Origin of the sequence: Arthrobacter sp. efr-133-R2A-120, from assembly GCF_030209835.1 — a bacterium.
GTDB lineage: Bacteria > Actinomycetota > Actinomycetes > Actinomycetales > Micrococcaceae > Arthrobacter.
The window spans coordinates 32,586-44,548 of the sequence record NZ_JARVRF010000038.1; the positions used below are offsets into that span (position 1 = coordinate 32,586).

Here is an 11,963-nt window from a genome sequence, read left to right on the forward strand (position 1 = left end):
CGAGAATTTCGGCATCGCCCAATCGGGACATTCATGGTGCCGAGTGGGCCCTCCGTGCGCTTAAACGTAAAAATGGACGCCCCCAATGCGTCCATTCCTCCGGCACTCCGTTGAGCTGCTGGGTCCAGCCCCTGAAACCAGGCCCTGCAGCTCACAATCTTGAGATTGCCCCAATCGGTGTACATACCCATAGTCCGCTGCGTTCAACGGTTTGGCAATGGAGATTAGAAACCATCCTTTGACCTGTTTTTGGGCGGCCACTGGGAGGATGGTGCCATGAGCCAACTGCACGCCCTCGTTGTCTACGTCCCGGCATCCCACATTGAGAACGTGCTGGCAGCGATCGGCGATGCCGGGGCCGGCAGAATCGGGGACTATTCGCATTGCTCCTTCACCACTCCGGGCACTGGACGCTTCACTCCAATGCCCGGAGCACAGCCGTTCATCGGAGCCGTGGGGCAAGGCGAAGCAGTGCCGGAAATCCGGGTCGAGTGCGTAGTTGAAGCGGACATGCTCGACGCCGTAGTGCAAGCCCTGCGCTCGGCCCACCCGTACGAGGAGCCAGCGTTCATGACGTGGCCCGTGAACGGCTGGCGCTAACCCACTGGACATGTCCATTTTCTGGCTCTTACAGGGGACATGTCCGCGAATTCGGAGGGCTCGATAACTTCGGGTAAGCTTGTCGACGGCCCCTCATGTGGCGTCATCCTGTTGAACTCCCCCAGGACCGGAAGGTAGCAAGGGTAGATGGGCTCTGGCGGGTGCATGAGGGGTCTCTTATTTAAATGTCAGTCCCTATAGGTAGGTTTCCCCTGTGACTGTTACTACTGCTCTTTACCGCAGATATCGCCCCGATTCTTTCGCGGACGTTATCGGGCAGGAACACGTCACCGAGCCGCTCATGACGGCCCTGCGCAAAAACCGGGTCAACCATGCCTACCTCTTCTCGGGCCCCCGCGGCTGCGGAAAAACCACGTCCGCCCGCATCCTCGCCCGCTGCCTCAATTGCGCCGAAGGCCCCACGGACACTCCCTGCGGCAAATGCAACAGCTGCATCGAACTGGCCCGCGGCGGCTCCGGATCCCTCGATGTCATCGAGATCGACGCCGCCAGCCACGGTGGTGTGGACGACGCCCGGGATCTCCGCGAACGCGCCACCTTCGCCCCTGTGCGGGACCGCTACAAGATCTTCATCATTGACGAAGCCCACATGGTCACCTCTGCAGGCTTCAACGCGCTGCTGAAGATCGTCGAAGAGCCGCCGGAACACATCAAATTCATCTTCGCCACCACGGAGCCGGACAAGGTCATCGGCACCATCCGTTCCCGCACGCACCACTACCCCTTCCGGCTGGTGCCGCCCGAGCCCCTGATGCAGTACCTCGAGCTTCTCTGCCAGCAGGAAAACGTGCCGGTCGCGCCCGGCGTGCTCTCCCTCGTCATCCGGGCCGGCGGCGGCTCGGTGCGGGATTCCCTCTCCGTACTGGACCAGCTCATGGCCGGCGCCGGACCCAACGGCCTGGACTATGAACTCGCCGTCGCGCTGCTTGGATACACCCACGCTTCACTGCTCGACGACGTCGTCGAGGCAATCGCCGCGTCCGATTCCGCCACCGTTTTCCGTGCCGTGGACCGTGTCATCCAAACCGGGCACGATCCCCGCCGCTTCGTCGAGGATCTACTGGAGCGGTTCCGCGACCTCATCATCATCCAGGCCATGCCGGAAAGCGCGCAAGCCATCCTCCGCGGCATGCCGGCGGACCAGATCGCCCGCATGCGTAGCCAGGCCAACAACCTCGGTGCCGCTGAGCTTTCCCGCGCCGCCGATGTCACCAACACCGCACTCACTGAAATGACCGGCGCCACATCGCCCCGGCTGCATCTCGAGCTGCTCTGCGCCCGGATCCTGCTGCCCAGTTCCGAGCAGACCGAACGTGGCATCGCGGCCCGGATCGACCGCGTCGAACGCCGCCTCAACTACGGCGGAGCGCTTCCTCCCGCGGAAGCCCACACGGCGCCGGCTGCTATTGCGGCTCCTTCAACTGCCGCCGCGCCAACTGCCCGCCCAGCGGATCAACCAGTGGAGCTCCCGACGGCGGCAGCCAGCCCCGTTCCCACCTCACCAGTGCTCGACTCACCTGTGTCCAGAGCAACTGCGTCTGGTCCAGCGGAGGTTGCTGAGGCTCCGGCTCCTGTCCATCCGCCTGTTTCCGGGGGATCGCCCAGGGAACAACTGACGCCGCCCCGGGTATCCACTACCGACTGGCCCGTGGACGAATCCAGGCAGCAGGCCAGCCGCCCCGCGCCCGAACCAGCTGCCCAAGCTCCGGCTCATCCAGCGGCAGAACATGACCGATCCCAGCCGGGTGTGGCACCAGCTCAAGCGCCCGCCCCAGCCCCAGCTTCGGCGTCAGCGCCTGCAGAACCGTCAGCGCCCGCACAACAGCCAGCCCCCGCACAGGCCCCGCGGTCCGCTACGGGTGGGGCCGATGTCGAGGTCATCCGGAGAGCTTGGCCCGATATCCTCCAGACGCTGACCAAGATCAAGCGCAGCAGTTGGGCCTTGGTCGGAGCGAACGCGCAGGTTGCACAGTTCGACGGCCAACTTCTGACTCTTGCATTCAGCACTGATGGGCTTGCGAGCGCCTTCAGCCGCGCAGACCATGCCGAGAACCTTCGCCAGGCCATCCATAAGACAATCGGCATCGACTGCCAGATCACTTCGGTCGTTGGCGGCAACAGCTCAGGTAGCTCTGAACCAAACCCAAAAGCACCGGCTGACCCGGCGCCCCCTGTAGGGGGTGGCGCCTCCCCGACTGTGTCGTCCGCCGTGGATAGCGCATGGGGACTTGCCCCTGCAGCACAAAGCCCTGCCGCCCCGGAAGCAGACAAGGCGTCCGCGACACCTGTGGCGCCGGCAGCGTCAGGGCAGGTTCCGCTTGCGCCTGGCGAGGCGTCCGAACGGACACTCGGGTACCAAGCGGCCCAGGCCTCCGAGGCCCCTCCGACCCAAGCCGTTTCCACTGCGCATGGTCCTGCCTCGCAGGTTCCAGAGGCCCCGGCCTCGGCAGCTGCCCCGGTGACGTCCGCCGCAGCAGCTGAGAAGTCCGCAACGGCACCGACAGGCCCGGCCGCGGACTTCTCGTATTCGGACGATGATTGGGGTCCCCCGCGGGACGAGGACGCTCCCCCGCTGGACGAAGAACCGCCCATGGATTGGGAGCCGTCGGCTCCTTCGGGCTTCACTGCCATTCCCACGGCCGGCCCCGCAGCCGTAGCCCAGGCAGCCCCGGCAGTCGGCCCATCGGCCGCCGCTTCGCCACGCGGCGCTTCCGCGCCGAACAGCTCAGTCTCGGCCGCCTCCGCCCCCGCGAGCAAGCGCCCCACCCAAGCATCTCCCGAGAAAGCATCTTCGGAAAAAGCCTCGGAAGATCCGTGGTCCAGGGCTGTCGAGCACGCGCCGGGCTCGTGGGTTGTCGGCACGGAGTCCAACGTTGGTTCCGCGGCTTCGGGCACGTCCGCCGACCCCGGCGGTCAGGCCACTTCATCCGGGCCGGCGACGCCGAGTCCCGTCTATGAACCTGCCGCCGCGCAGATTCCAAACCAACCGCAGGCTTCAGCACCTGCGCAGGCAGCGGCCACCGCGCCCGCCGCCGATTGGTCAACGACGTGGTCGGCGCCCCAGCCCACTGCCTCCAGTCCCGCACCGCCAGCGGGCGCAACCCCAGCAGCCGCACCGCCAGCCGGCACGCCGCCGGCCACAACGACGCCGCCCGGAGGCGAAACCGCGCGTCCGGCCGTTGCACTCGCGCAAGCCACTCCGTCTGCCCCTGCCTCAGCCTCAGCCTCTGCCTCAGAGTCGGCGCCTCCGGGGACCGGGAAACAGAGCCTGTACCAGCGGCTTTCGAACAGCCCCGAAGCCATGGCTGGGCGCGAGAAAGCACCGGCACGGGCCGCCGTCGCTCCCGGCACCGTGGTGGAAGACATCCCGAGTGCCGACGACGAAACCATCGAGGAGTCGGGAGTCTTTGGACGGGCCGCCGTCGAGCGTATTCTGGGCGGAAAGCTACTGGAAGAACGGTCGCTGGACAGCATGCGCCGCTAACAAGCGGACGACGTAACCACACCCTGCGCGGGCCCGCACGGTGTCGGCCGGGGAACCCCATGGAACCCTGCGAGAGCCCGCCGGCGCACAAAAAGGTGCCACCAAACCGCGACGCGTGCCGAACAGCGACGGCGTCCACACCGAACGAACGAGGACATTGTGTACGAAGGCGCAGTACAAGAGCTGATCGACGAGCTCGGCCGGCTGCCCGGCGTCGGGCCGAAGTCGGCGCAGCGCCTGGCCTTCCACATCCTTGAGGCCGATCCCGAGGACATGAAGCGGCTCGTCGCGGCCATCACCACAGTCAAGGAACGGGTGAAGTTCTGCACTGTCTGCGGCAATGTCACCGAGCAGGAGCTGTGCAACATCTGCCGCGATCCGCGACGCGACCCCTCCGTGATCTGTGTGGTCGAAGAATCCAAGGATGTCCTGGCTGTGGAACGCACACGGTCCTTCCGCGGCCGTTACCACGTCCTGGGTGGGGCCATCAATCCGATCGCTGGCATCGGGCCCGACCAGCTCCGTATCCGCGAGCTCCTGACCCGGCTCAACGACGGCGCCATCCAGGAAATCATCATTGCAACCGACCCCAACCTTGAAGGCGAAGCGACGGCCACCTACCTGGCCCGCATGCTGAAGTCGATCGGCATCACCGTCACCAGGCTTGCTTCCGGCCTCCCCGTGGGTGGAGATCTGGAGTACGCGGACGAAGTTACCCTGGGACGGGCCTTCGAGGGTCGCCGCAACGCCCTCATGTAGGCGGCGCGCTGAAAGCCCACCGGCGAGCCACCCGGCTTACGCGATCCGCGTCCCGCTGGCCAGCCGGCTCGCGGGCGTCCGCAGCGAACGCCAGCCAAGCCACATGAGCAGAGCTGTCAGGACCAGTTGCAGGCCTAGTCCCAGCGGCCACAAGGGCGTCGTCTGCTTGAGGTATTGCGGCTGCGGCACGCCGTTGGCGCAAAGGTAGGTGCGTTCCGGGCCAGCGAGCGCGGACCTGGCTCCCTGGCTGATGCCCTCGATCATGCCGACCGAGTAGAACCCTGTCCCGTTCCGGTCCGGATACGGAATGGCGTCAGCCACCACCACGTAGGGATTCAACGCGAGCATCCACGCCATGCGGTCGGTCCGGATGGCCTGGTGCTCCACCAAGGGGCCCTCGCAGGTGTATGCCGGCTGCGCCGGTTCAAGCGGCTGCCCCTGCTGATTCGGCTGCACCGGCGCATACAAAACGCCACGGCCAACGGGAGAGTTGGCCAACACCGTCCCTTGGGCCAATTGCGATCCCAGTCCGAAGGAAATCAGCGATCCGACCACCAGCGCGGCGACTGCCAAGTAGGTCACCACGATCGAGAACAAGGGCCGCCCAGCAAGCGCCGAAATCCCCACTCCGATCCCGCAAACAACGGCCAGTTCCACCGCCAACATCAGCAAGGAAACCACGACGTGCCCCGGGGTCAGCCCGCCTTGGAACATTCCGAAGACAAGGAAGGGGGCACTTGTCGCCAGGAAGGCGAGCGCCGCGAGCCATCCCGCGCAGAACTTGCCCCAGAGAATCTGGCCCGGGGTCAGCAAGGTGATTTGCAGGATGGCGAGTGTGCCTCCGGCCCGGTCCCCGTTGATTGCATTGGCGGACAGCGCGGGCGCAACAAGCAGCGCAAAGAGGAGCACAAAGGCCAGCACGACCTCGAAGATCATGGACCCCGCCCCGTCCTGCGGCGAGAGCGCCGACGGCGGCATCGTGGACCGCCGTGCTTCCATGCTGGCATTCCAGGCGAGCCAGGTCAGCCACGTCACTACGGCGATCACAAAGAACCAGATGCCCAACATGATGTACCAGCCGCGGGAGCGCAGCCGTTGTTTCATCTCAAGGACCACGACGTCGCGTATCCCGCCAAGATAGCCGACGACGGCGTTCCCGCCTCCCGTAGCTCCCTGCGGTCCCGCTGGAGGTCCCGCTGAAACAGGCACGGTTCCAGTCACGTCGCTCATCGTTTCTCCGTATCCAGGTTCATGTACGTCTCTTCCAAGGCACCGGCTGCGGGGGCGAAGGAAACCACGCCGATGCCGGACCGGACGAGTTCGCCCAAGAGTGCGGCAGCGCCGTCGTCGTGCGTCAACAGCAAGGTGACCGACGGGCGGCGGCCGGCTTCCACACGGTATTCCAGCCCTAGTTCGCTGAGCTTTGCTGTGAGGGCCTCGTTGTCGAGGGCTGTGATCGCGTAGCGCCGGCCCTGCAGGGCCGCCTCCTCGAGGGTCTGCTGTTTCACGGTCCGGCCTTGACTGACGAACACCGCTCCGTCCGCGATTTCATCGAGTTCACTGAGCACGTGCGAGGAAACCACCACGGCTTTCCCCTCCCCGGCCAGGCGTCTCAGCAGGTTCCGGAGCTCCACCCGGGATCCCGGGTCGAGGCCGGATGCAGGCTCGTCGAGCAGGAGCACGGAAGGGTCGTGGATGAGGGAACGGGCCAGGCTGAGCCTCTGTTGCTGGCCCCTGGAGAGGACCCGGGCCGGCTGGTCGGCAAGGGTGTCCAGGCGGACAAGTTCGAGCAAGCCGGCAACACGATGGGCAATGCCGTCCTTGGGCAGGCGGTAGAAGCGTGCCATCTGGACCAGGATTTCGCGCGCGGTCAAGGACTCCCACACTCCCAGGGTGTCCGGCATCCAGCCGATCCGAAGCCGCGCGGCGGCGCTGTCATGGACAGGGTCCAAGCCGTTGATCCTGATGGTTCCGGAGTCCGGCCGCAGAAGCGAGGCAAGCATGAGGAGGAGCGTCGTTTTGCCCGCACCGTTGGGCCCAATGAGCGCGGTGACCTTCCCTGCCGGCGCGTGGAAATCGATGTGCTCGACTGCGTGGACCGTGCCGAAGCGGCGTGAGACGCCTTCCGCGGATACGCCGAGGGCGCCACTGCCCGGCACGCTTGAACTTTCAGCTATGGACATGCTCTACTCACCTGTTTCCCCCAAACAGAACAAGTACGCTTCAATCCCGTGAGCCCACATGCCCCCAGGCTGCGTATTTCTTGATCGTACGCCTAGCCGAAACCACCAAGCGTGCACCCAATGGCCGAGATTTGGTCACAATTCCCCCGGCTGCCGCGCCCGGCGATAAACTGGCCACATAAGCCACGTAGCCGTGCCGTTACTTGGCCACGCAACGTATGATCCCCAATTTGATGCAGTGAGGGTGCGCGCATGAGTTTGCCCACTACCGATGTGAAAACCGAAGACCTGAGCGCGCAGACTGCCAAGACCAAGCAGCTGATCGTGCAGAAGTTCGGTGGCTCCTCGGTGTCCGATGCAGAAGGCATCAAGCGTGTTGCCCGCCGCGTGGTTGACGCACAAAAGGCCGGCAATGAGGTTGTCGTGGTGGTATCCGCCATGGGAGACACCACGGACGAACTCCTGGATCTCGCCGCTCAAGTCACCGATTCTGCTCCCGCGCGTGAGATGGACATGCTCCTCTCCGCAGGCGAGCGCATCTCCATGGCCCTGCTCGCCATGGCCATCAACAAGTTCGGCGCCTCCGCCCAGTCGTTCACCGGCTCGCAGGCCGGCATGATCACGGACGGCATTCACGGCAAGGCGCGCATCATCGACGTCGACCCCCACCGCATCCGCACGGCATTGGACAAGGGACACATCGCTATCGTCGCCGGTTTCCAGGGCATGACCCGGAGCACCCGGGAGATCACTACCCTTGGCCGCGGCGGATCGGATACCACTGCGGTGGCACTCGCCGCCGCGCTCGAAGCGGACGTCTGCGAAATCTACACGGACGTCGACGGCATCTACACGGCGGACCCGCGCGTGGTCTCCACGGCCACGAAGATCGACCGTATCTCCAGTGAGGAAATGTTGGAACTGGCAGCTTCCGGCGCCAAGATCCTGCACTTGCGTTGCGTGGAATACGCTCGCCGATTCGGCGTGCCACTGCACGTCCGGTCCTCATTCAGCCAGAACGAAGGCACCTGGGTCCTGCCCAGCGCCGATGACAAGATCACGATTCAAGAGGGAGTTGCCTTGGAGCAGCCAATCATCTCCGGTGTTGCACACGACCGTTCAGAAGCCAAGGTCACCGTGGTCGGCGTCCCGGACATCCCCGGCAAGGCCGCCGCGATTTTCCAGGTCATCGCCAAGGCACACTCGAACATCGACATGATCGTTCAGAACGTGTCCACCCACGGAACCGGCCGCACGGACATTTCCTTCACCCTGCCCATCGTTGAAGGTGCCGATGCCCTCACCGCCCTCCGTGCCGCACAGCCCGAAATCGGCTTCGAAAGCATCGAATACAACGAGAACGTCGGCAAGCTTTCGCTGATCGGCGCCGGCATGCGTTCGCACCCGGGCGTCTCCGCCACCTTCTTCAAGGCGCTCTCCGACGCGGGCATCAACATCAACATGATTTCCACCTCGGAGATCCGCATCTCCGTGGTCACGCACGCCGATCTCCTGGATGACGCCGTGCGCGCCATCCACAAGGCGTTCGAGCTCGACGGCGAATCCGAAGCAACCGTCTATGGCGGCACCGGCCGCTAGCGGACCCCCAGCCGAACCTCGCCGTCGGCACCCGTTGTCGGACGCCGCCGTCGGGCACCCGCCGTCGGGATCTGAAGTACTTGAACGTGAAAGAACCGGAGCTCAAGCTCCGGTTCTTTTGCTTTCCTGCGGCTTTTGGAGCCGCAAGCGGCTTCAGGCGCTTTCCTTGCGGACTCCGTAGTGGTGCCCCTGGTCGTCTGTTTCGACGACGAAATGCCCCAGGTCTTCTTCCGACGCCGTCTCGAAGTCGTCATGCTTGTGGACTACGGGCGCATCAATGTCGCCCCGTGTCGCCGGGCCGAACCAGAAACGCAGTCGATCGGTTACCCTCATGAAGCTATCGAGTGCATGTCCCACAATTCCCACCTCCTTCCCCGCTGCGAGGTCCAGCCGTGCGGTTGGAGCTGAGTGGTTCCAGTGAGGCCAATTTTACGCCCGGAAGCCGTAAAAGGCCCGGGTTGGCGTCCATCGACGAAGGCCGGGAGCTGGGCCCACACCGGCGAGGGCCCCTGCCTGGGGGCCGGTGGCGACTTGCGAAGGCCGGGAGCCGGTGGGGATTAGCGAAGGGACTTGTCGTCCGGGTTCTTGGGGACCACGTAGGTGCTGCCGTCCGGCCTGCGGATCGTTTCCCATTGCTGTGCTTCGGCCTGCCGCCGCACGAGGAGGCGCTTGTTCTCCTCGGTCATTTCATGATCCAGGGAACTGCTGTGTGCCGGCCCGAAAATGATCCGAAGCTTGCCAGTTGCACGCATGAATCTCTGGGTCATGGTCTCTTTGGCCACCGGGTCTACCCTCTCTCAAAAGGATGTTGTGGTTTAAGAGTACACTAACAATTAGTGCACTAACTATCGACCGGGACATTCCGGTCACCGACACGGAACGGAGCAAGCCATGGCTGCCGCAAGCACACCCGTTGCCTCCAAAACCACCGCGCCTCCTGAAGACGACCTCCTACTTGAGCGCCAATTGTGCTTCGCCCTGACCGTGGCGTCGCGGAGCGTGGTGGGCGTCTACAAGCCCGTGCTTGAAAAGATGGGGCTGACCCATCCCCAGTACCTCGTAATGCTCGCCCTTTGGGAACGCAGCCCGCGCACGCTCAAGGACATCAGCGAAGCTCTCCTGCACGAGCCTGCCACCCTTTCACCCATCCTGCGCCGGCTCGAAGAAGCAGGATTCGTTACTCGCAACCGCATACACGGAAACGAACGGGCCCTCGCCATCACCCTGACCGAAGCCGGCGCCGCCCTCAGGCAGCAGGCAACGGCTGTGCCGGGAACCATCATGGAGCGACTCCACCTCACGCGGGCCGAAGTAGCGGAACTGCACCGGGCAATGACCGGGCTCATCGCGGCCACCCAACTCCCGGGGGCGGCCGCCGGGCGATAAACTGGCAGGAATCAAGGAGATCCCCATGCGTTTGCGAATAGTCCGGTACGTTCTGGCTGTCCTCGCCGTCGCCGGGCTCGCCGCCTGCACGCCGGGCACTGGAGGCGGCACGCCCAGCAGCTCGTCCCCGGGCAGCAGCGCGTCGTCCAGCCCCAGCGGACTCCTGCCGGACGAGACGGAATCTCCCAGCGGCAAACCGACTCCTTCGTTCTCCCCCGCGCCCAGCTCCCCCGGCCTCGGAGAAGCCGAGCTTTCCATCATCGTCAAGCTCTCCCCCACGGCAACCCCTGAAAGCTACACCCTCGTCTGCACCGGCGGCGTCCCCTCCGCGGAAAGCCATCACCCCACCGCGGCCGCAGCGTGCGCCGCCCTGAAAAAGAACCCCGCCCTCCTCACACGCACGCCGCGCCCCAGCGACCAAGTCTGCGAGCAGCGTTACGGCGGACCCCAGACGGCAATAGTCACCGGGGCCGTCGATGGCGTGGGAGTCGAGTCCTCCTACAAACTCACTGACGGCTGCGAGATTTCCGCATGGGCGGCCGTCGCCGACATCCTTGGTTCAAGCGGTGCCGGAGCTTAAGTACAAGAACCTCCCGCAAGAGAAATGGCTTGCGATGGAGGCTGCCCACCACGCCCGGGTCGAGCGCTACGCCAAGCCGTACTTGGCCCGGCGCTCCGCAGGCCAGAAGCATCCCGTGGAAGACTTCCTCTTCACCTACTACACCCAGAAGCCCGGCCAGCTGTTGCGCTGGCACCCGGGCGACGGCGTCGTCCTCTCCGGTCCGAAAGCCGCAGAGCGGGCCGGGTGGAAGTATTACCGAGTCCTCGACGACGGCGCGCTGGCTGCCGCCGGGTTGCCCGCCGGTACCGTTGCGGTCACCTTCGATCGCAGCCGGTTTGTGGCCGACCGCACTGAGGCCATCCGCTTCGCCGGCATCATCCTCGCGGGAACCGTTGCCCGGCCCGCCCAGTTTGGTTGCTTCGGACTGCACGAGTGGGCCATGGTCTACCGACAGGACAAGTTCGATCTTCGCCATGAGTACCTCAAGCTGCGTCTCGGTTCCGAAGGCACAGACACCGTTGTGGAAGACAACCGGATCCGTTGCTCGCATTTCGACGCCTTCCGCTTCTACACGCCCGACGCCACCCCGCTCAACGAACTCACTCCGACGCGGGACAACCAGCGCACCATGGAGCAACCCGGCTGCCTGCACGCCAACATGGACCTCTACAAATGGGCGTACAAACTGACCCCCGCCCTGCCGAGCGAGCTGGTGATGGACTGCTTCGAACTGTCCTGGCGGATCCGGGCCATGGACATGCAGGCCTCGCCCTACGACCTTGAGGAGTGGGGATACCCGGCCATCAGGATCGAGACACCGCAAGGCAAGGCCGAGTACGTTGAGTATCAGCGGGCATTCGCCGCCGAGGCCCAAGCGCTCCGTGCGCGGGTCCTCGAGGAGCTGCAGCCGCTTCTGGAACTCCTAGGACAAACACCGGCCCACGAAGGACAGCGATGACTTCAAGCACAGGAAAGTACGACGTCGAACTCACCATCACGCTGACGGAGGCGCCAGGCGCCGTGGAATATGAGTTCGTCCTGCTCGGCTCGGGCGGCGAAGTCTCCGAAGGCTCGACCCTTCCGGACCCCCGCGCGGCGCTTGCCGCCGTCGAGCAATTCGGCGAAGAGATTTTCTTCCCGGTTCCCCGGCCGGACCGGATTTGCACCCAGCAATACGGCGGCCCGCAGGTGGCCATGGTCACGGGCCGGTTCCGCGGGCGCGAGGTCAGCAGCCGCTTCAGCCGGACAGACGGCTGCGAGATCGCCCGTTGGCGAACCATGTCGGCCCTCCTCGGCGGCGTGGCAGGTTCCACGGGAAACATCTAACCCAACGCTCGCTCACAAACAACCGCCCCCGGTCCAACGCTCG

General features: G+C 65.0%; 12 protein-coding genes and 1 other RNA gene. 9 read left to right on the forward strand and 4 right to left on the reverse strand.

Features of this window, described 5'->3' with window-relative positions; translation table 11 throughout:
- Nucleotides 1-276: 276 nt before the first annotated feature.
- The 4 genes from QRN52_RS17400 (at nt 277) to recR (ending at nt 4,864) form a co-directional block, all read left to right on the forward strand.
- A complete protein-coding gene (locus QRN52_RS17400) occupies nt 277-600 on the forward strand; it encodes a YqfO family protein (protein WP_284754575.1) in 324 nt (107 codons plus the stop codon).
- A gap of 84 nt (nt 601-684) precedes the next feature.
- Nucleotides 685-781: signal recognition particle sRNA small type (gene ffs, locus QRN52_RS17405), an RNA gene on the forward strand.
- A 33-nt stretch (nt 782-814) separates the two neighbouring features.
- Nucleotides 815-4,105 (forward strand): DNA polymerase III subunit gamma and tau, encoded by a 3,291-nt coding sequence (locus tag QRN52_RS17410; RefSeq protein WP_284754577.1) that lies wholly within the window; start codon nt 815-817, stop codon nt 4,103-4,105.
- A 159-nt stretch (nt 4,106-4,264) separates the two neighbouring features.
- Nucleotides 4,265-4,864 (forward strand): recombination mediator RecR, encoded by a 600-nt coding sequence (gene recR / locus QRN52_RS17415; RefSeq protein ID WP_284754578.1) that lies wholly within the window; start codon nt 4,265-4,267, stop codon nt 4,862-4,864.
- 36 nt (nt 4,865-4,900) lie between these two features.
- Here the strand turns inward: recR and QRN52_RS17420 are convergent, their stop codons facing one another.
- Together QRN52_RS17420 and QRN52_RS17425 are read right to left on the reverse strand one after the other, a co-directional pair.
- Entirely contained in the window at nt 4,901-6,094 is a 1,194-nt protein-coding gene (locus tag QRN52_RS17420; protein ID WP_284754580.1) for an ABC transporter permease, read from the reverse strand.
- Nucleotides 6,091-7,047: an ABC transporter ATP-binding protein gene (locus QRN52_RS17425; RefSeq protein ID WP_284754582.1), complete on the reverse strand. Its 957-nt coding sequence runs from the start codon at nt 7,045-7,047 to the stop codon at nt 6,091-6,093. Before QRN52_RS17425 ends, QRN52_RS17420 begins: the two co-directional genes overlap by 4 nt.
- Nucleotides 7,048-7,299: 252 nt before the next feature.
- Here QRN52_RS17425 and QRN52_RS17430 point away from each other — a divergent pair, with 252 nt between their 5' ends.
- On the forward strand, nt 7,300-8,646 hold the full coding sequence (locus QRN52_RS17430) for an aspartate kinase (RefSeq protein WP_284754584.1): 1,347 nt from the start codon (nt 7,300-7,302) through the stop codon (nt 8,644-8,646).
- A 153-nt stretch (nt 8,647-8,799) separates the two neighbouring features.
- On the opposite strand, the gene QRN52_RS17435 is transcribed toward QRN52_RS17430, so the two are convergent.
- Both QRN52_RS17435 and QRN52_RS17440 read right to left on the reverse strand, forming a co-directional pair.
- On the reverse strand, nt 8,800-8,979 hold the full coding sequence (locus QRN52_RS17435) for a hypothetical protein (RefSeq protein WP_284754587.1): 180 nt from the start codon (nt 8,977-8,979) through the stop codon (nt 8,800-8,802).
- Between the two features lie 224 nt (nt 8,980-9,203).
- Nucleotides 9,204-9,413 (reverse strand): hypothetical protein, encoded by a 210-nt coding sequence (locus tag QRN52_RS17440; RefSeq protein ID WP_284754589.1) that lies wholly within the window; start codon nt 9,411-9,413, stop codon nt 9,204-9,206.
- 124 nt (nt 9,414-9,537) lie between these two features.
- Between QRN52_RS17440 and QRN52_RS17445 the strand changes: the two genes are divergently transcribed.
- Genes QRN52_RS17445 through QRN52_RS17460 form a run of 4 tightly spaced genes read left to right on the forward strand, consistent with a single transcriptional unit; the run spans nt 9,538 to nt 11,920 of the window.
- Nucleotides 9,538-10,032 carry a MarR family winged helix-turn-helix transcriptional regulator gene (locus tag QRN52_RS17445; RefSeq protein WP_284754591.1) on the forward strand — a complete coding sequence of 165 codons (495 nt, stop codon included), beginning with the start codon at nt 9,538-9,540 and terminating at the stop codon, nt 10,030-10,032.
- 25 nt (nt 10,033-10,057) lie between these two features.
- Nucleotides 10,058-10,612 (forward strand): SSI family serine proteinase inhibitor, encoded by a 555-nt coding sequence (locus QRN52_RS17450; protein ID WP_284754593.1) that lies wholly within the window; start codon nt 10,058-10,060, stop codon nt 10,610-10,612.
- A gap of 34 nt (nt 10,613-10,646) precedes the next feature.
- Complete coding sequence (locus QRN52_RS17455) at nt 10,647-11,552, forward strand: 3-methyladenine DNA glycosylase (RefSeq protein WP_284754731.1); 906 nt, start codon at nt 10,647-10,649, stop codon at nt 11,550-11,552.
- A complete protein-coding gene (locus tag QRN52_RS17460; protein WP_284754595.1) occupies nt 11,549-11,920 on the forward strand; it encodes a serine protease inhibitor in 372 nt (123 codons plus the stop codon). The genes QRN52_RS17455 and QRN52_RS17460 overlap by 4 nt, the downstream gene beginning before the upstream one ends.
- The last annotated feature ends 43 nt before the right edge of the window (nt 11,921-11,963 follow it).

What these genes read in the sequence shown, in the direction of transcription:
- QRN52_RS17400 (WP_284754575.1), top strand. Translation starts at nt 277, where the DNA reads ATGAGCCAACTGCACGCCCTCGTTGTCTACGTCCCGGCATCCCACATT.
- QRN52_RS17420 (WP_284754580.1), bottom strand. Translation starts at nt 6,094, where the DNA reads ATGAGCGACGTGACTGGAACCGTGCCTGTTTCAGCGGGACCTCCAGCG.
- QRN52_RS17425 (WP_284754582.1), bottom strand. Translation starts at nt 7,047, where the DNA reads ATGTCCATAGCTGAAAGTTCAAGCGTGCCGGGCAGTGGCGCCCTCGGC.
- QRN52_RS17430 (WP_284754584.1), top strand. Translation starts at nt 7,300, where the DNA reads ATGAGTTTGCCCACTACCGATGTGAAAACCGAAGACCTGAGCGCGCAG.
- QRN52_RS17435 (WP_284754587.1), bottom strand. Translation starts at nt 8,979, where the DNA reads ATGAGGGTAACCGATCGACTGCGTTTCTGGTTCGGCCCGGCGACACGG.
- QRN52_RS17440 (WP_284754589.1), bottom strand. Translation starts at nt 9,413, where the DNA reads ATGACCCAGAGATTCATGCGTGCAACTGGCAAGCTTCGGATCATTTTC.
- QRN52_RS17445 (WP_284754591.1), top strand. Translation starts at nt 9,538, where the DNA reads ATGGCTGCCGCAAGCACACCCGTTGCCTCCAAAACCACCGCGCCTCCT.
- QRN52_RS17450 (WP_284754593.1), top strand. Translation starts at nt 10,058, where the DNA reads ATGCGTTTGCGAATAGTCCGGTACGTTCTGGCTGTCCTCGCCGTCGCC.
- QRN52_RS17455 (WP_284754731.1), top strand. Translation starts at nt 10,647, where the DNA reads ATGGAGGCTGCCCACCACGCCCGGGTCGAGCGCTACGCCAAGCCGTAC.
- QRN52_RS17460 (WP_284754595.1), top strand. Translation starts at nt 11,549, where the DNA reads ATGACTTCAAGCACAGGAAAGTACGACGTCGAACTCACCATCACGCTG.